The organism is Streptomyces sp. NPDC127117 (assembly GCF_042677325.1).
Classification (GTDB): Bacteria; Actinomycetota; Actinomycetes; order Streptomycetales; family Streptomycetaceae; genus Streptomyces.
Genome location: NZ_JBHXTM010000017.1, coordinates 1 through 18,607 on the forward strand (window position 1 = coordinate 1; position 18,607 = coordinate 18,607).

At 70.8% G+C, this 18,607-nt stretch carries 15 protein-coding genes and 1 pseudogene; 10 read left to right on the forward strand and 6 right to left on the reverse strand.

What is annotated here, in order from left to right:
* Window positions 1–373 (reverse strand): annotated as a pseudogene (locus ACFVH0_RS16950) (hypothetical protein); the annotation flags it as partial.
* A gap of 188 nt (window positions 374–561) precedes the next feature.
* Here ACFVH0_RS16950 and ACFVH0_RS16955 point away from each other — a divergent pair.
* The 6 genes from ACFVH0_RS16955 (at window position 562) to ACFVH0_RS16980 (ending at window position 7,721) form a co-directional block, all read left to right on the forward strand.
* Window positions 562–1,092 (forward strand): hypothetical protein, encoded by a 531-nt coding sequence (locus ACFVH0_RS16955; RefSeq protein WP_385820869.1) that lies wholly within the window; start codon window positions 562–564, stop codon window positions 1,090–1,092.
* A gap of 66 nt (window positions 1,093–1,158) precedes the next feature.
* Entirely contained in the window at window positions 1,159–2,004 is an 846-nt protein-coding gene (locus ACFVH0_RS16960) for a DUF4097 domain-containing protein (RefSeq protein ID WP_385820871.1), read from the forward strand.
* A gap of 81 nt (window positions 2,005–2,085) precedes the next feature.
* Window positions 2,086–3,078 carry an ATP-binding cassette domain-containing protein gene (locus ACFVH0_RS16965; protein WP_385820873.1) on the forward strand — a complete coding sequence of 331 codons (993 nt, stop codon included), beginning with the start codon at window positions 2,086–2,088 and terminating at the stop codon, window positions 3,076–3,078.
* Entirely contained in the window at window positions 3,075–3,863 is a 789-nt protein-coding gene (locus ACFVH0_RS16970; protein ID WP_385820875.1) for an ABC transporter permease, read from the forward strand. Before ACFVH0_RS16965 ends, ACFVH0_RS16970 begins: the two co-directional genes overlap by 4 nt.
* Before the next feature lie 138 nt (window positions 3,864–4,001).
* Window positions 4,002–6,302: an ATP-dependent RecD-like DNA helicase gene (locus ACFVH0_RS16975; protein WP_385820877.1), complete on the forward strand. Its 2,301-nt coding sequence runs from the start codon at window positions 4,002–4,004 to the stop codon at window positions 6,300–6,302.
* Window positions 6,303–6,431: 129 nt separating this feature from the next.
* Window positions 6,432–7,721 (forward strand): citrate synthase, encoded by a 1,290-nt coding sequence (locus ACFVH0_RS16980; protein WP_072489174.1) that lies wholly within the window; start codon window positions 6,432–6,434, stop codon window positions 7,719–7,721.
* Between the two features lie 502 nt (window positions 7,722–8,223).
* Here the strand turns inward: ACFVH0_RS16980 and ACFVH0_RS16985 are convergent.
* The 5 genes from ACFVH0_RS16985 to ACFVH0_RS17005 form a co-directional block, all read right to left on the reverse strand.
* Window positions 8,224–10,572, reverse strand: coding sequence for a heavy metal translocating P-type ATPase (locus tag ACFVH0_RS16985; protein ID WP_385820879.1), 2,349 nt, complete (start codon window positions 10,570–10,572; stop codon window positions 8,224–8,226).
* Window positions 10,573–10,690: 118 nt separating this feature from the next.
* Entirely contained in the window at window positions 10,691–10,999 is a 309-nt protein-coding gene (locus tag ACFVH0_RS16990; protein WP_385820881.1) for a heavy-metal-associated domain-containing protein, read from the reverse strand.
* Between the two features lie 94 nt (window positions 11,000–11,093).
* The gene (locus ACFVH0_RS16995; RefSeq protein WP_385820883.1) at window positions 11,094–12,089 is read right to left on the reverse strand and encodes a PrsW family intramembrane metalloprotease; all 996 of its coding nucleotides are present in this window, start codon (window positions 12,087–12,089) and stop codon (window positions 11,094–11,096) included.
* 216 nt (window positions 12,090–12,305) lie between these two features.
* Window positions 12,306–12,728 (reverse strand): peptidoglycan-binding protein, encoded by a 423-nt coding sequence (locus tag ACFVH0_RS17000; RefSeq protein WP_385820886.1) that lies wholly within the window; start codon window positions 12,726–12,728, stop codon window positions 12,306–12,308.
* A gap of 103 nt (window positions 12,729–12,831) precedes the next feature.
* Window positions 12,832–13,782 carry a sugar phosphate isomerase/epimerase family protein gene (locus ACFVH0_RS17005; protein ID WP_385820888.1) on the reverse strand — a complete coding sequence of 317 codons (951 nt, stop codon included), beginning with the start codon at window positions 13,780–13,782 and terminating at the stop codon, window positions 12,832–12,834.
* Window positions 13,783–13,914: 132 nt separating this feature from the next.
* On the opposite strand from ACFVH0_RS17005, the gene iolC reads away from it, so the two are divergent.
* The 4 genes from iolC to iolD are packed head-to-tail and all read left to right on the forward strand — an operon-like array spanning window position 13,915 to window position 18,597.
* The gene (iolC, locus tag ACFVH0_RS17010; RefSeq protein ID WP_385820889.1) at window positions 13,915–14,898 is read left to right on the forward strand and encodes a 5-dehydro-2-deoxygluconokinase; all 984 of its coding nucleotides are present in this window, start codon (window positions 13,915–13,917) and stop codon (window positions 14,896–14,898) included.
* Window positions 14,895–15,839, forward strand: coding sequence for a deoxyribose-phosphate aldolase (locus ACFVH0_RS17015; protein ID WP_385820891.1), 945 nt, complete (start codon window positions 14,895–14,897; stop codon window positions 15,837–15,839). The genes iolC and ACFVH0_RS17015 overlap by 4 nt, the downstream gene beginning before the upstream one ends.
* Window positions 15,836–16,720, forward strand: coding sequence for a 5-deoxy-glucuronate isomerase (gene iolB, locus ACFVH0_RS17020; RefSeq protein WP_385820893.1), 885 nt, complete (start codon window positions 15,836–15,838; stop codon window positions 16,718–16,720). Before ACFVH0_RS17015 ends, iolB begins: the two co-directional genes overlap by 4 nt.
* Window positions 16,717–18,597, forward strand: coding sequence for a 3D-(3,5/4)-trihydroxycyclohexane-1,2-dione acylhydrolase (decyclizing) (gene iolD, locus ACFVH0_RS17025; RefSeq protein WP_385820895.1), 1,881 nt, complete (start codon window positions 16,717–16,719; stop codon window positions 18,595–18,597). The genes iolB and iolD overlap by 4 nt, the downstream gene beginning before the upstream one ends.
* The last annotated feature ends 10 nt before the right edge of the window (window positions 18,598–18,607 follow it).

An 18,607-nucleotide genomic window follows, 5' to 3' on the forward strand; every position in this document is an offset into this window, starting at 1 on the left:
CCCGGTCGATGGACCGCTTCCTTCCCGAGCAGCGGCTGATCGCGGGCGGGGTGAAGCTGCTCCAGGTCGGGACCGGCCCGGTCATCGAGTGCCTCGCCGAATCGGCCGAGGTCCCGAGGGCGTCGTACGGCAGCAGGAACAGGCCGAGGGCGAACGCGCCCGCCGCAACGTGTCGGAGAGCGGCCCCGGGGGCTCGTGCGTGCGATGCCCCGGCGTGTCGCCCCGGTCGGGCCGGTACCTCCGGCGTCGGCCGGATGTCCCTCCCGGTGTCCTTCGTGCGCTCCGCGAGCTGCTGGACGACGGGTCGCGCGGCCGGACCCTCGGCCGGGCACTCCCGGACGAGCGGGAGCCCGGGTGGCCATAGTGGTGCCATGTGGCATCACGTGGTGCCACGTAGTGCCACCGGAGGCGCCAGGGAGGTCGGGACTCCATGTGGCACCGCATTGGTGCAATGTGATGTCGGAGCTTTTTTGCAGGTCACAGGGGTCGCGCGGGCGATGTCGCGCGATTGCTTCCCTTGTGGGGTTGCAGGTGGCGCCATAGTGGTGCCATGATGGCGTCATGGACCTCACGCCGTATGTCGACAACCTCCGCCGCGAACTCGCGGTGGCCGCCGAAGCCGGCGGCGAAGAAGCCCGCGAGCTGGCCGAGCGGCTCACCGCTCCGCTGGAGTCGGCGACCCGCCTGACGATGCTCAACGTGCTCTCCGCCGCGATGGACGAGATCACCCGTGAACTCGCCCCCGGCTCGGTCGACGTACGGCTGCGCGGGCTCGACCCCGACTTCGTGGTGACGCGGCCGGCGGGCGAGGAAGTGTCCGAGGACCGGAGTGCGCCCGCCGAGCCGCTCAGGGCCCCGGCCCCGGCACCCGCCGACGGCGACGAGGGCGGCACCGCCCGCGTCAATCTGCGCCTGCCCGCCCACCTCAAGGCGCGCGCCGAGGAGGCCGCGAACCGCGAGGGCCTGTCGGTCAACGCGTGGCTGGTACGAGCCGTGTCGGCCGCGGTCGACGGCGGCGCCCAGCCGCGTACGGCGGAGAAGACCCGCACCACCCGCAGCTACGGACAGAGCTTCACGGGCTGGGTGCGCTGAGCGCGCGCCCCACCCGCCCGGATTCACCCGGAATTTCACCCTGAGACCCAAGAGGACGGGACAGCCATGCCTTCTTTCGACACACCCCAGCCGATCTCCGTGACCGCCAACGTGGACGCCGGATCCATCCGGTTCGTCGCCGCCGACCGGTCCGACACCGTCGTCGAGGCGCGCCCCCGCGACCCGAAGAAGGACCAGGACGTGCGGGCGGCCGAGCAGACCGAAGCCTCTTGCGCGAGCGGCCTGCTGACCGTCAGGACGCCCAAGGGGCGCCGCGTCCTCGGCCCCTCCGGCGCCGTCGACGTGACGGTCGAACTGCCCACGGGCTCGCAGGTGGAGGTGACCGGCGCCTGGGTCCAGGTGCAGGGCGAGGGCCGGTTCGGCGAGGTCCGGGTGAAGACGTCCGTGGGTGACGTCCGCCTCGACACCACCGGCCCGCTGACGCTCGCCACGTCGCACGGCTCGATCGCCGTGGACCGGGTCGAGGGCCGGGCCGAGGTCACCACCAGCACCGGCAATGTGCGCGTCGGCTTCGTGGACGGCCCCGCCGTCCTGAAGAACTCGAACGGCACCACGACCGTCGGCACCGTGACCGGCGAACTGCGGGTGGGCGGCGCCAACGGCACCATCGACATCGCACGTGCCGAGGCGTCGGTCACCGGCACCGCGACCAACGGACTCCTGCGCGTCGCCGATGTCGCCCGCGGCGAAGTCCAGCTGGAGACCTCCAACGGCTCCATCGAGATCGGCATCCGCGAGGGCGCCGCCGCCTGGCTCGACGTCAGCTCCAACCGGGGGCAGGTGCGCAACTCGCTCGCCGCGTCCGGGGCCCCCGAGCGGGCCGAGGACTCCGTCAAGGTCCGCGCCCGGACCAACTGGGGCAACATCGACATCCTCCGCGCCAGGGCCTGACCCGCCCGAGTCGGAGACACAGCAAGCCACTTCACCGTTCGCCACGCCTTCCAGGGGGAGGACCCCATGTCTTTTTCTGTCATGCCCACGCCAAGGAGTGACGGCGCGCAGCCGCCCGCCTTCGCCGTCTCCACCGCCGATCTGCGCAAGTCGTACGGCGACAAGACCGTGCTCGACGGCATCGATCTGCGGATCCCCGCCGGCACCGTGTTCGCCCTGCTCGGGCCGAACGGCGCCGGCAAGACCACCACCGTGCAGATCCTGTCCACGCTCATCGCCGCCGACGGCGGGCAGGCCCGGGTCGCGGGCCACGACGTCGCCACCGCGCCGGACGGGGTACGCGCCGCGATCGGCGTCACCGGACAGTTCGCCGCACTCGACGATCTGCTCACCGCCGAGGAGAACCTGCTCCTCATGGCCGACCTGCTGCACCTCGGAAAGCGCGAAGGACGCAGGCGGGCCGGGGAGTTGCTGGAGCGGTTCGGCATCGCGGACGTCGCCAAGAACCGTGCCGCGACCTTCTCCGGCGGCATGCGGCGCCGTCTCGACCTCGCGATGACGCTGGTCGGCGACCCGAAGGTGATCTTCCTGGACGAGCCGACGACCGGGCTCGACCCGCGCAGCCGCCGCACGATGTGGGACACGGTGCGCACGCTGGTCGAGAGCGGCGTCACGGTCTTCCTCACCACGCAGTACCTGGAGGAGGCCGACCAGCTGGCGGACCGGATCGCGGTGCTCGACGGCGGCCGGATCGTCGCCGAGGGCACCGCCGACGAGCTCAAGGCGCAGATCCCCGGCAGCCATGTGCGGCTGCGGTTCGACACCGTCGACGAGTTCGAGCGCGCGGCCGCCGCCTTCCCCGGCGCCGCCCGCGACGACGAGAACCTCTCCCTGCGGGTGGCGAGCGACGCCGGCATGGAGGCGCTGCGCGCCCTGTTCGACCGGCTGGACGCGGCCGGAGTGCGGGCCGCCGACTTCTCCGTGCACACCCCCGACCTCGACGACGTGTTCCTCGCCCTGACCGGCGACGGCACCGACGCCACTCCGCTCCACGTCAAGGAGACCCTGCGATGAGCACCCTCACGTACGCCGTGCACGACTCGATGACGATGCTGCGGCGCAACCTCAAGCACGCGCTGCGCTACCCGGCCGTCTCGCTCGGCCCGGCCATGATGCCCATCCTGATGCTGCTGCTCTTCGTGTACGCCTTCGGGGACTCGATCGGCGCCGGTCTGCCGGGCTCCGGCGGCCGGGACGCGTATCTGGAGTATCTGACGCCCGGCGTCATCATCATGGGCGTGGCCGCCGGGGCCATGTCGACCTCGATCGCGGTCTGCCAGGACATGACCGAGGGCATCATCAACCGCTTCCGCACCATGAACATCACGCGCTCGTCGTTCATGACGGGTCATGTCATCGGCTCCGTCATCACCACGGTGGTGAGCCTGGTCCTGGTGGTGGGCGTGGCCCTCGCGCTCGGCTTCCGCCCCGACGCGAACCCGCTGGAGTGGCTGGCCGCTGCCGGGCTGATCGCGGCCATCGCGTTTGCCGTGGCCTGGCTGTCGGCGGCGCTCGGCCTGATCTCCAAGACGGTCGAGTCCGCGAGCAACAAGCCGCTGCTCATCCAGTTCCTGCCGTTCCTCGGCTCGGCGTTCGTGCCGGCCGGTTCGATGGCGCCCGGCCTGCGCTGGTTCGCCGAGTACCAGCCGTTCACGCCGATGACCGAGACCCTGCGCGGCCTGCTCACCGGCTCGGCGATCGGCAACAGCGGCTGGATCTCCCTGGCCTGGTGCGCCGGCATCACCCTGGTCGGCTACCTCTGGTCGCGCTCGCTCTTCAACAGCACCACCAAGCGCTGAACCACCGCGACGCCCAAGGCGGGGTGCTCACCCACCGGCAGCGGGCCGGGCGGGAGCGAGCACCCCGCCCCTGCGTGCCCGCAGGTGCCAGCCGAGGCCGCGAACGCGGTGTCAGTGGCAGGCGATACCGTCGGGAGCATGTCCAACATGGCCGTCCTCGAAGGTGTGCTGGAGCGCATCACGTACGCCAACGAGGAGAACGGATACACGGTCGCGCGCGTCGACACCGGTCGCGGCGCCAACGATCTGCTCACCGTGGTCGGTTCGCTGCTCGGTGCGCAGCCCGGCGAGTCGCTGCGCATGGAAGGGCGCTGGAGTTCGCACTCGCAGTACGGCAAGCAGTTCACCGTCGAGAACTACACGACGATCCTGCCCGCCACCATCCAGGGCATCCGCCGCTATCTCGGCTCCGGGCTGATCAAGGGCATCGGCCCGGTGATGGCCGACCGGATCACCACCCACTTCGGCGTCGACACCCTCGACATCATCGAGAAGGAACCGAAGCGGCTCGTCGAGGTCCCCGGCCTCGGCCCCAAGCGCACCAAGATGATCGCGGCCGCGTGGGAGGAGCAGAAGGCGATCAAGGAGGTGATGGTCTTCCTCCAGGGCGTCGGCGTCTCCACCTCCATCGCCGTCCGCATCTACAAGAAGTACGAGGACGCCTCGATCTCCGTCGTGAAGAACCAGCCCTACCGGCTGGCCGCCGACGTCTGGGGCATCGGTTTCCTCACCGCCGACAAGATCGCCCAGGCGGTCGGCATCCCGCACGACAGCCCGGAAAGGGTCAAGGCCGGCCTCCAGTACGCGCTGTCGCAGTCCACCGACCAGGGGCACTGCTTCCTCCCCGAGGAGCGGCTGATCGCGGACGGGGTGAAGCTGCTCCAGGTCGACACCGGCCTGGTCATCGAGTGCCTCGCCGAACTGGCCGAGGACCCGGAGGGAGTCGTACGGGAGAAGGTGCCGTCGCCCGAGGGCGGCGAACTCGTCACGGCCGTCTACCTCGTGCCCTTCCACCGCGCCGAGATCGCCCTCGCCGCCCAGGTGCAGCGGCTGCTGCGGACGCCCGAGGAGCGGATGCCGGCCTTCGCGGACGTGGACTGGGACAAGGCACTGGCCTGGCTCGGTACGCGTACGGGGGCGGAGCTGGCGCCCGAGCAGGAGGCGGCGGTCCGGCTCGCGCTCAGCCGGAAGGTCGCCGTGCTGACCGGCGGGCCCGGCTGCGGGAAGTCGTTCACGGTCCGGTCGATCGTGGAGCTGGCGCGGGCCAAGAAGGCCAAGGTGGTGCTGGCCGCGCCGACCGGGCGGGCGGCCAAGCGGCTCTCCGAGCTGACCGGGGCCGAGGCGTCCACCGTCCACCGGCTGCTCGAACTGAAGCCGGGCGGCGACGCCGCGTACGACAGGGAGCGTCCGCTGGACGCCGATCTGGTCGTCGTCGACGAGGCGTCGATGCTGGATCTGCTGCTGGCCAACAAGTTGCTGAAAGCGGTGGCACCCGGTGCCCATCTGCTGCTCGTCGGGGACGTCGACCAGCTGCCCTCGGTCGGTGCGGGGGAGGTGCTGCGCGATCTGCTCGCCGACGGCAGCCCCGTTCCCGCGGTCCGGCTCACCACGATCTTCCGCCAGGCCCAGCAGTCCGGCGTGGTCACCAACGCACACCGGATCAACTCCGGTGTGCCGCCCCTCACCCAGGGGCTCAAGGACTTCTTCCTCTTCGTGGAGGACGAGACGGAGGACGCCGGAGTGCTCGCGGTGGATGTCGCGGCCCGGCGCATTCCGGCCAAGTTCGGGCTGGACGCGCGCCGGGACGTACAGGTCCTCGCCCCGATGCACCGTGGCCCGGCCGGCGCGGGCACGCTCAACGGACTCCTCCAGCAGGCCATCACCCCGGCCCGCCCGAACCTCCCCGAGAAGCGGTTCGGCGGCCGGGTCTTCCGGGTCGGCGACAAGGTCACCCAGATCCGCAACAACTACGACAAGGGGGAGAACGGCGTCTTCAACGGCACGGTCGGCGTCGTCACCGCCCTTGACCTGGACGAACAGACGCTGACGGTGCTCACCGACGAGGACGAGGAGATCGGCTACGACTTCGACGAGCTCGACGAGCTGGCCCACGCGTATGCCATGACGATCCATCGCTCCCAGGGCAGCGAGTACCCGGCCGTCGTCATCCCCGTCACCAAGAGCGCCTGGATGATGCTCCAGCGGAACCTGCTGTACACCGCCGTGACCAGGGCCAAGAAGCTCGTCGTGCTGGTCGGCTCACGGCAGGCGATCGGCCAGGCCGTCCGCACGGTTTCCGCAGGCAGGCGCTGTACGGCGCTGGATTACCGGCTGTCCGGCGGCTCGGGCGGAGGATCGGCGGAAAAAATGATCGATCAAATCGGTGGGAAACATCACGCAGCCCTTCCGGAACCGGAACCGAGGGGGCAGGATGAGTAAGTTCGCGGCACTCAGTGCCGCGAGTAGGTCCAATGGACGACCCCGAGTGCACTCTCCTGAGCCAAATGGGGGAGGGTGGAGACAGTCAGGGAACCTCGAAGAAGAGGCACTACGTCGGTGAGGGATGACGTGAGCGACAACTCTGTAGTACTGCGGTACGGCGACGGCGAGTACACCTACCCGGTGATCGACAGCACCGTCGGCGACAAGGGCTTCGACATCGGGAAGCTCCGGGCCAATACCGGTCTGGTGACACTGGACAGCGGATACGGCAACACCGCAGCCTATAAATCCGCCATCACCTACCTCGACGGTGAGCAGGGCATCCTCCGCTACCGCGGCTACCCCATCGAGCAGCTCGCCGAGCGCTCGACGTTCCTGGAGGTCGCGTACACGCTCATCAACGGCGAGCTTCCCAAGGTCGACGAGCTGTCGACCTTCAAGAACGAGATCACCCAGCACACGCTGCTGCACGAAGACGTCAAGCGTTTCTTCGACGGGTTCCCGCGCGACGCCCACCCGATGGCCATGCTGTCCTCGGTCGTCAGCGCGCTGTCCACGTTCTACCAGGACAGCCACAACCCGTTCGACGAGGAGCAGCGCCACCTCTCCACGATCCGGCTGCTCGCCAAGCTGCCGACGATCGCGGCGTACGCGTACAAGAAGTCGATCGGCCACCCCTTCGTCTACCCGCGCAACGACCTCGGGTACGTCGAGAACTTCCTGCGCATGACCTTCTCGGTCCCCGCCCAGGAGTACGACCTGGACCCGGTCGTCGTCTCCGCGCTCGACAAGCTGCTCATCCTGCACGCGGACCACGAGCAGAACTGTTCGACCTCCACCGTGCGTCTGGTCGGCTCCTCGCAGGCGAACATGTTCGCCTCGATCTCCGCCGGCATCTCGGCGCTGTGGGGCCCGCTGCACGGTGGCGCCAACCAGTCGGTGCTGGAGATGCTGGAAGGCATCCAGGCCAACGGCGGCGATGTCGACTCCTTCATCCGCAAGGTGAAGAACAAGGAGGACGGCGTCCGCCTGATGGGCTTCGGTCACCGGGTGTACAAGTCCTTCGACCCGCGCGCCAAGATCATCAAGGCTGCCGCCCACGACGTGCTGTCCGCGCTCGGCAAGTCCGACGAGCTGCTCGACATCGCGCTGAAGCTGGAGGAGCACGCGCTCTCCGACGAATACTTCGTCTCGCGCAACCTCTACCCGAACGTGGACTTCTACACGGGTCTGATCTACCGGGCCATGGGCTTCCCGACCGAGATGTTCACCGTGCTCTTCGCGCTCGGCCGTCTCCCCGGCTGGATCGCCCAGTGGCACGAGATGATCAAGGAGCCGGGTTCCCGCATCGGCCGCCCGCGCCAGATCTACACCGGTGAGGTCCTGCGCGACTTCGTCCCGGTCGAGGCTCGCTGAACCTCGTAACACCCCTCGCACGACCCCCGGCCGCCGAGGCCGGTCGACTTCGCCCCGCGTACCGCGCTTTCGCACAGAGCGCGGTGTCCGGGGCGATTTGCGTGCCCGGCGCGTGACAAGGGCCGGGCGGCCCGCGTACAGGGCAGAAAGAAGCGCCCCGCCATCGATCCCCCCACGGGCCGACAGCGAGGCGCTTCCCATGTCCCGGAGCGGATTCCCCCCACGGGATCCGGCCGGGCGTCTGTGGGAGCCGAAGCTCCTGCGTTCCTCGATTACCGCGCTCTTCAGTTGTCCTTCCGGTGCGGTCTGCCGGGGTACGTACGCACGGGAGGGCCGCTCAAAGCTCCCCGGTGCACGTGCCCCGGCCAACGCTTGCCCGCAGCGTCCCCCAAGACGCTCCGACGGACGTCCCCCAAGACATCCTTGGCATCGCACTCTTAGACTCACGAACCCGCCGGATGGTTACCCCGAAATCCATGTGATCTGGATCTCTTTGTGGAAATTACGTGAAGGCGCGCAACCGCAGGCTGTTCGTCACGACGAAGATTGATGAGAACGCCATCGCCGCTCCCGCAATCATAGGGTTGAGCAGGCCAAATGCCGCAAGGGGCAGGGCGGCTGCGTTATAGCCGAATGCCCAGAAAAGGTTGCCTTTGATCGTGGTCAGAGTGCGTCTGGAGAGCCGGATCGCGTCCACGGCCACCTTGAGATCTCCACGAACCAGGGTGAGGTCGCTCGCCTCGATCGCGGCGTCCGTGCCGGTCCCCATCGCCAGCCCGAGGTCCGCGGTGGCGAGGGCGGCCGCGTCATTGACCCCGTCACCGACCATGGCGACGGAGTGCCCTCGGGCCCGCAGCCCCTCGATGACGTGCACCTTTTCCTCGGGGAGCACTTCGGCGTGGACCTCGTCGATCCCGACGGCACGGGCCACGGCGTCGGCCACGGCACGGTTGTCTCCGGTCAGCAGAACGGGGTGGAGTCCCAGTGCGCGGAATCCGGCGACGGCCTCCGCGCTGGAACCCTTGATCCTGTCGGCCACCGCGAGGACGCCGCGCGCCTTCCCGTCCCAGGCGACCATGACCGCGGTACGGCCCTCGGCCGCCGCGTCCGAGACCGCGTCGGACAGGGCCTCGGGGACGTCGATGCCCGCATCGGCGAGGAGCTGCTCGCGGCCGACGAGGACGGCGTGGCCCTCGACGACGCCCTGGACTCCGAGGCCGGGGATGCTGGTGAAGTCCTCGGGGGTGGGGAGGGGGTCGGTGGTGCGTTCGGCGGCTCCGGTGGCGACGGCCTGGGCGATGGGGTGTTCGGAGGCGTGTTCCAGGGCGCCGGCGAGGCGGAGTACGTCGGTCTCGGTGGTGCCGTCGGCGGTGTGGACGTCGAGGAGGGTCATCCGGCCGGTGGTGACGGTGCCGGTCTTGTCGAGGACGATGGTGTCGACGCGGCGGGTGGTCTCCAGGACCTCCGGGCCCTTGATGAGGATGCCGAGCTGGGCGCCTCGTCCGGTGCCGACCATGAGGGCGGTGGGGGTGGCCAGGCCCAGGGCGCAGGGGCAGGCGATGATCAGTACGGCCACGGCCGCGGTGAACGCGGCGGTCACGTCGCCCGTGACGAGCAGCCATACGACCAGGGTGACGAGCGCGATCAACAGCACCACGGGTACGAAGACGGCGGAGATCCGGTCGGCGAGGCGCTGCACCTCGGCCTTGCCGTTCTGGGCGTCCTCGACGAGCTTCGCCATCCTGGCGAGCCGGGTGTCGGCGCCGATCCGGGTGGCTTCGACGACGAGCCGGCCGGAGGTGTTGACGGTGGCCCCGGTGACGGGGTCGCCGACGCCGGCCTCCACGGGTACGGACTCACCGGTCAGCATCGACGCGTCCACGGCCGAGGCGCCCTCGACGACGGTGCCGTCGGTGGCGATCTTCTCGCCGGGACGGACCACGAAGCGGTCGCCGACGGCGAGCCGGGCGACGGGGACGCGTACCTCCGTACCGTCCCGGAGCACGGAGACGTCCCTGGCGCCCAGGTGCATCAGCGCACGCAGGGCGGAACCGGCCTTCCGCTTGGACCTCGCCTCCAGATGGCGGCCCAGCAGGATGAAGGTGACGACCCCGGCCGCGACTTCCAGATAGATGGTGGACGAGGCACCGGCGCGCGAGACGGTGAAGTCGAAGCCGTGCCGCATCCCGGTCATGCCCGCGTCGCCGAGGAAGAGCGCCCACAGGGACCAGCCGAAGGCGGCGAGGGTGCCGATCGAGACCAGGGTGTCCATGGTGGCCGCGCCGTGCCGGAGGTTGGTCCAGGTCGCGCGGTGGAAGGGCAGCCCGCCCCAGACGACGACGGGAGCGGCGAGGGTGAGCGAGAGCCACTGCCAGTTGTCGAACTGGAGGGCCGGGACCATCGCGAGCAGGACGACGGGGGCGGCGAGAAGGGCCGACACGATCAGGCGCTGCCGCAGCGAGGCGAGATCCGGGTCGGCGCCCTGCTGGTCGGAAGCGCCGCTGTCGGTGTCGGCGTCGGTTTCGGTGCCGTTCCCGGTCCTGTCGTCGGCGCGGGCTCCGGTCGTTGCCGTTGCCGGTGGGGTGGGTGCGGGCAGTCCGGGGTGGTGTACCGGCTGCGCCGTGTAGCCGGTTCTCTCGACCGTGGCGATCAGATCCGCGAGGCCGGTCCCCGGACCGAAGGCGACCTTGGCCTTCTCGGTCGCGTAATTGACGGTGGCGGTGACGCCGTCCATCCGGTTGAGCTTCTTCTCGACGCGGGCCGCACAGGAGGCGCAGGTCATCCCGCCGATCGTGAGCTCGGCGGTCGAGTCCTGAGCCGTCCGGGCCTCGGCCTCTGCTGTGCTGTGCATGTCCGAACTCCTGAAACGCCGACCGGGCCGTACCCCACCAGTATCTGCTGGCAGGTTCGGCCCGGCGGCAAAGGGGGGACGCGGGTGCGTCCGGCGTATCGGCTGTCGCCGACGGTGTTCAGGCCCGGCCGACGAGCTCGTAGCCCGCCTCGTCGACCGCGGCGCGCACGGCGTCGTCGGTCAGCGGGGCCGCGGAGACGACGGTCACCTGGCCGGTGGAGGCCACGGCCTTCACCGAGGTGACACCCTCGATGCCGGAGATCTCCTCGGAGACGGCGCCCTCGCAGTGCCCACAGGTCATGCCGGACACCTGGTAGACGGTGGTCACCCCGTCCGACGGGACACCGGCGTCCGCGCCGTCGTGGCAGGAGCCGCTGGGCGAGCAGCAGGAGCCGGTGGCCTGGGGGAGCTGGGTCTCGGTGGTCATGGTGTTCTCCTCTTCGACGAGCACAAAGGGTGACGAGTGCAGAAGGTGGTGCGTCGGGAGCACGGTGCGCCCCGACACACTTCACACTATACCCCTAGGGGGTATGAAGGCGAGTGTCCGGCCGTCCGTCCGTTCCGGCGTTCCGTGCGCCGCGTGCCAGGGACCGCAGCCAGGCCAGCGCGACGAGCGTGATCACGACCATCCCGCCGATCGAGAAGACGGTGAACAGGTGCTGCTGCTCCTCGGTGGGGGCCGGGATGTATCCCTGCGCGAAGAGCGCACGGCTCAGGCCCGTGTCGGTGACCCTGGCCACCAGCCAGATCGCGATCCCGTGCATCGAGTCCCAGAGCGAGTGCAGCACGGCGACGCCGAGATACGTGCCGATCACTGGCGCGGCGAGGCGGAACCGCCCGTTCGGCTTCCGGAACGAGAGCAGTACGCCACCGGCGATCGCGGTCCAGAGCCCGTGCCCGAACGGCGCGAGCACCCCGCGCAGCACCTCCGTCTCCAGCAGTGCGCGCAGGTCGATGCCCTTCATGGTGACGGCGGCGTTGAAGGCGTAGCCCGCGCTCTCGAACGCGGCGAACCCGAATCCGACGGTCGCGCCGAGCACCAGCCCGGCCCGCATGCCGTGGACGCCGGGGTGGCGGCGGAGTACGAACATCAGCGCCAGGAGCTTCACCGCCTCCTCGATCAGGCCGACACCAAGGAACATCCAGACGGACGGGTGCAGCAGGTAGGACTCCATGACGGAGGCACCGAGCACACCCAGGATTCCGCCCGTCAGGAAGCAGCCGAGGATGAGGCTCACGCCGAGATCCCGGCCGTGCCGCTCGTACGCCCACAGCACGAAGACGGCCGGGACCAGAAAGCTGCCGAGCAGGATGAGGGTCGGCAGCAGGGTGGTGTTCTGGGTGGTGTACGTGACGATCGCGGTCAGCAGCCAGAGGGCGATGCCGCCCCACAGGCACCGCTTCCAGAGTCCCGGACGTGGTTGCGGCGGGGACTGGGGCCGGTCCGGGGCGGACGGTGACTGCCCGGCGGAAGGGGTGGCGGATGACGGGCCGGCGGGGTCGCTGTACCAATTCACACGGACTCCCTCTGCGTCTCGCGTGCGCGTCGCACATATCTACTGATTTGTCCGACCCTATGGCGTATGGCGCCGTGCGGCATTCGGGCGAGGAACAGCGAGAGGGAGGGGCGCGGGAGCGAGGTCCCGTACGGCGGCGGGTGGGGGTGCTCGCCGCCGTACGGGAGCGGAGGTGTCAGGCCCCGCGCCCCCGGCTGCCGGGTCTTGGCGGGGGGATCACGGGAAGGGCAGCGGGGTCACGCGGTTCGGTCCCGCGTGCCAGAGCGCCGACCAGGTGGCCCCGTTGACCCGGCCGTCCGGCACCAGCGGCGGGTGGTCCGCCTGGAAGCGCTGCACCGCGACGAGCGTCTCGGCCCCGAACGTCCCGTCGACCGCGGACCACCGCAGATAGTGACGGTTGGCCAGCAGGCACTGCACCTGGGAGACCCGCTCGCCCTGCTCGCCGAAGGCGGTCGGCCGGTCGCCGTCGTAGAAGGCGCAGACCGGGCTGGAGCCGGGCGGCGGCGCGGGGTTGCCCGCGTCGGCGGAGGCTCCCGGCGCGGAGGCGAGGGCGGCGACCAGGGCGACCGTGGTCAGGGCGGCCGCGGTCAGTGCCGGGGCCGCGGCCGTCCCGCGGGACGGCGGCGTCTTTCGGATCATGGTGGGCTGCTCCTTGTGCGGTGGTGTGGCGTACGGCGGCGGGGCGCGACCGGGGCCGCGCCGCGGCCTCTCACCGAGGACAACACCGCACACCGCCGCCACGTCACGTCCCCGGGCCGCTCGGCGTGTCCGGGCCCCGCCCCGGACCGCCGCAGGAGCGGAGGAAGTCCCGGGTGCGGCGGGCGATCGGGAACGGCCGGTCGGGCGGGCACGGGTACATGTCCTGCTCGACGATGGCGAACAGGTCGACGTCCAGCGCGCGGGCGGCGGCCAGCACGGGTTCCAACGCGGGCACCCCGCCCGGCGGTTCGCACATCACACCGCGCGCCACGGCCGGGCCGAACGGCATCTCGTCCGCCACCACCCGGGCCAGGATCTCCGGGTCGACCTGCTTGAGGTGCAGATAGCCGATCCGCTCGCCGTAGGTCTCGATCAGCTTGACGCTGTCACCGCCGCAGTAGGCGTAGTGCCCGGTGTCGAGGCAGAGCGAGACGAGGTCCGGATCGGTGGCGTCGAGGAAGCGGGCGACGTTCTCCTCGGTGTCGATGTGGGTGTCGGCGTGCGGATGGACGACGATGCGGAGCCCGAAGCGGTCCAGCACCTCGCGGCCCAGCCGCTCCGTCTGGGCGGTGAGATCGCGCCACTGCTCCGCGGTGAGGCTGCGGTCCTCCAGGACCTCGCCCGTCCTGTCGTCGCGCCAGAACGAGGGGATGACCACCAGATGCCCGGCGCCCATCGCCCGGGTGAGTGCCGCGATGTCGGCGACATGCGCCCAGGTCCGGTCCCAGACGCCCGGTCCGTGGTGCAATCCGGTGAAGACGGTCCCGGCCGAGACCGAGAGCCCCCGGCGGCGGGTCTCGTCGGCGAGGCGGACCGGGTCGGTCGGGAGATAGCCGTACGGGCCCAGCTCGATCCACTCGTAACCCGCCGCGGAGACCTCGTCGAGGAAGCGCCGCCAGGGCACTTGGCGCGGATCGTCGGGGAACCACACCCCCCACGAGTCGGGTGCCGAACCGATACGGATACGGGCCGGGGCCACTGCGGAGGAGGTCATGCCGTCCAGGGTTCCGGCCGGGGGAGCGGGTGTCAATCATTCGTCCGTATGTCCGGACAAAGCATTGACAGGGTTCCGGGGGAGGGCTAGACCTGGGGGCAGTCACCCCGGACGGCGGTCGAAGGGATGGTCATGCCTGAGCGGTACGACGTCATCACCATGGGCCGCATCGGTGTGGATCTCTACCCCCTTCAGACCGGTCTGCCACTGGCCCGGGTCGAAAGCTTCGGGAAGTTCCTCGGCGGCTCACCGTCCAACGTCGCCGTCGCGGCGGCCCGGCTCGGCCGGCGGACGGCGGTGGTGACACGCACCGGCCGGGACGCCTTCGGGGAGTATCTCCACCACCAGCTGCGGGAGTTCGGGGTGGACGACCGGTGGGTGACGCCCGTCGACGCGTATCCGACCCCGGTCACCTTCTGCGAGATCTTCCCGCCCGACGACTTCCCCCTCTACTTCTACCGGCAGCCCAAGGCCCCCGATCTGGAGATCCACGTCCCGGAGCTGGACCTCGGAGCGATCCGCTCCGCCCGGGTCTTCTGGATGACCGGCACCGGGCTCTGCGCCGAACCGAGCCGGACCGCGACCCTCGCCGCACTGCGCGCCCGCGACCGCTCCGGCATCACCGTCTTCGACCTCGACTGGCGCCCGATGTTCTGGACCACCCCGCAGGACATCCCCGCCGCCCGCTACCGCGAGGCCCTCGCCCTCGCCACCGTCGCCGTCGGCAACCTCGACGAGTGCGAGATCGCGACCGGCGAACGCGAACCGCACGCGGCCGCCCGCGCCCTGATCGGCGCGGGCGTCGAACTCGCCGTCGTCAAACAGGGCCCCGAGGGCGTGCTCGCCGTCCACCGCGACGGCACGGTGGCCGAGGTGCCGCCACTGCCCGTCGAGGTGGTCAACGGACTCGGCGCCGGAGACGCCTTCGGAGGGGCGCTCTGCCACGGGCTCCTCGCGGGCTGGGGGATCACGCGCGTCATGCGGTACGCCAACGCCGCCGGGGCCATCGTCGCCTCCCGGCTCGCCTGCTCGTCGGCCATGCCGTTCCCGTACGAGGTCGAAGCGGCCCTGACCGAAGGCGCCGTCACCTCCCGCCCCACCGGAGCCACCCCATGACACCCCCGGCCTCCTCCGTCTCCGAACTCGTCCAGCTGCGCATGCGCCACCCCGAGGCCGTCGCCGAAGCCGCCGCGCGACGCCGCAGACGCCCCCTGGTCGGCAGCGGCGGACGGCTGATGATCATCGCGGCCGACCATCCGGCCCGCGGCTCGCTCTCCGTCGGCGACCGCGCACTGGCCATGGCCAACCGCTTCGAGCTGCTGGAACGGCTCCGGCTGGCCCTCTCCCGCCCCGGCGTCGACGGAGTGCTCGCCACCGCCGACATCCTCGACGACCTGCTGCTCCTCGGTGCGCTGGAGAACAAGGTCGTCATCGGCTCGATGAACCGAGGCGGACTCGCGGGCGCGGCCTTCGAACTCGACGACCGGTTCACCGGCCACCGCCCCGAGGACCTCGCCCGGCTCCGCTTCGACGCGGGCAAACTGCTGCTCCGGATCGACTACGACGACCCCGGCTCGCTCGACACCATGCACGCCACCGCCCGCGCCATCGACGCCATGGCCGCGCACCGGCTGCCGGTCTTCGTCGAGCCGTTCCTCTGCCGCCGCACCGACGGCCACGTCCGCAACGACCTCGGCGCCGAGGCGGTCACCACCTCGATCGCCATCGCGTCCGGGCTGGCCGGGACGTCCGCGTACACCTGGCTCAAGGTCCCCGTCACCGAGAACCCCGAGGACATGGCCCGGGTGATGGAGGCGTCGACACTGCCCGCGGTGCTGCTGGGCGGGGAGGTGGGCGACGACCTGGACGGGGCGTTCGAGAAATGGCGCACGGCGCTGCGACTGCCCACCGTCCAGGGGCTTGTGGTGGGGCGTTCGCTGCTCTACCCGGCCGACGGAGAGGTGGCCTCGGCCGTCGACACGGCTGTCTCGCTGCTGGAGCCGAGAGGGTCGGAGCCGGGGGAGACGGGGCCGGGAGAAAAGGAGCCGAGGGCATGACGACGGACGACGGCGGATCGCGGTACCACCTGAAGGCAGGGAGCACGGCGAACGGTTCGTACATCCTGGACATCGACCCGGAGCGGGCCGGCTGGGACCGGTCGAGCCTGCGGGTCCTGGAACTCGCTCCCGGCGGAGTTCACACGCTCGTCACCGGTGGGAGCGAGTGGATCGTTCTGCCGTTGACCGGTGGCTGTACGGTGCACTCCTCAGGTGAGATCTTTGAACTGCTGGGCCGGGAAAGCGTGTTCAGCGGGGTATCCGACTTCGCGTACGTACCGCGTGACGCCCATGCACAGATCGCCTCCGGCGCAGGAGGCCGCTTCGCCCTGGCAGGAGCGAAGTGCGAGCGACGACTCCCCGCTCGCTACGGCCCCGCGCCGGAGGTACCCGTCGAGCTGCGCGGCTCCGGGAACTGCTCCCGCCAGGTCAACAACTTCGCCGCCGCCGACACCTTCGAGTGCGACCGGCTGATCGCCGTCGAGGTACTCACCCCCGGCGGCAACTGGTCGTCCTACCCGCCCCACAAGCACGACGAGCACCGGCCCGGCGCCGAATCCGTGCTGGAGGAGATCTACTACTTCGAGGTGGAGCACGACGGCCTCGGCTACCACCGGGTGTCGCCGTCCCGGGCCGGCGGCACGGACGTCCTCGCCGAGGTCGGCAGCGGCGACGCGGTCCTGATCCCCGACGGCTGGCACGGCCCGTCCATCGCCCCGCCCGGCCGCACCCTCTACTACCTCAATGTGATGGCGGGACCGGGGGAGCAGCGGGAGTGGCTGATCAGCGACCACCCGGACCACGGCTGGATCCGCGAGACCTGGCCCGCGCAGCCGGTGGATCCCAGACTCCCCTTCCACCGGACGGAGACCCGCCCATGAGCACCCGCCGCCTCACCACGGCGCAGGCCCTGATGGCCTTCCTGTCCCGGCAGTACACCGAGCGCGACGGCCGCCGGCAGCGGCTGATCAGCGCCACCTGGGGCATCTTCGGCCATGGCAACGTCGCCGGGATCGGCCAGGCGCTCGTCGAGTCCGGCCGCGCGATGCCCTACCTCCAGGGCCGCAACGAACAGGCCATGGTGCACGCCGCCGTCGGCTACGCCCGCCAGTCGGGCCGGCTCTCCGCGCAGGCCGTCACCACCTCCATCGGCCCCGGCGCCACCAACCTCGTCACCGGTGCCGCCCTCGCCACCGTCAATCACCTCCCGGTCCTCCTGCTGCCCGGGGACACCTTCGCGACCCGGCCCGCCGACCCCGTGCTCCAGCAGCTCGAAGTCCCCTCCGCGGGCGACATCTCCGTCAACGACTGCCTGCGCCCCGTCTCCCGCTACTTCGACCGGATCACCCGCCCCGAGGCCCTGGTCCCGGCCGCTCTCCAGGCGATGCGGACCCTGACGGACCCGGCGGAGACCGGCGCCGTGACGCTGGCGCTGCCCCAGGACGTGCAGGCCCAGGCGTACGACTGGCCGGCGGAGTTCTTCGCCGAACGCGTCTGGTACGTACGCCGCCCCGCCCCCGATCCGTACGAACTCGACCGGGCGGTACGGGCGGTGCGCGGCGCCCGCAGGCCGCTGATCGTGGCGGGCGGCGGGATCCACCACAGCGCCGCCGAGGAGACCCTCGCCGCGTTCGCCGCCGCCACCCGCATCCCCGTCGCCTCCACCCAGGCAGGCAAGGGCTCGCTGCGCCACGACCACCCCGCCGACGTCGGCGGCATCGGCCACACCGGCACCGCGACCGCCGACGAGCTGGCCCGCACCGCCGACCTGGTCATCGGCATCGGCACCCGTTACTCCGACTTCACCACCGCCTCCGGCACGCTCTTCGCCGACCCGGCGGTCCGCTTCCTCAACATCAACATCACCGGCTTCGACGCCCACAAGCTCGGCGCGCTCCCGCTCGTCGCCGACGCCCGCGCCGCCCTCGAAGCCCTCACCGCCGCGCTCGCCGCCCGCAACCACCGCGTCGACCCCGCCCACGAGACGGAGTACACCGACGCCAAGGAGCAGTGGGAGCGGCGCGTCACCGCCGCGTTCACCGCCCCGGACCCGCACGCCCGGCCCACCCAGGCCCAGGTCCTCGGCCTCCTCGACGCCCTGGTCACCGAGGACGACATCCTGATCAACGCGGCCGGTTCGCTCCCCGGCGACCTGCACAAGCTCTGGCGGGCCCGCTCCCCGCACCAGTACCACGTGGAGTACGGCTACTCCTGCATGGGCTACGAGATCCCGGCCGCGATCGGGGTGCAGCTCGCCGCCCCCGGCCGTCCCGTCTGGGCACTGGTCGGCGACGGCACGTATCTGATGAACCCCACCGAGATCGTCACCGCCGTCCAGCTGGAACTCCCGGTGAAGCTGGTCGTCCTCCAGAACCACGGCTACGCCTCCATCGGCGGCCTGTCCGAGCAGGTCGGCGCCGAACGCCTCGGTACCGCCTACCGGCACCGGGGTGCGGACGGCACGTTCACCGGCCCGCCGCTGCCCGTGGATCTCGCGGCCAACGCCGGTTCGCTCGGCATGCGGGTACTGCGCGCCAGGACGGTGCGTGACCTGCGTGAAGCCCTCGCCGAGGCGCGCGGTGCGGACCGTCCCACTTGTGTCTACGTCGAGACCGAAACGGCAGACACTGTGTCGGGCCCCCCTCCGGCGCAGGCGTGGTGGGATGTTCCCGTAGCCGAGACGGCCACCCGGCCCTCGGCTGTGAAAGCCCGGGAAGTGTACGAACGTCACGTCGCCGACCGACGCCCCCACCTCTGAAGGAGTTCTG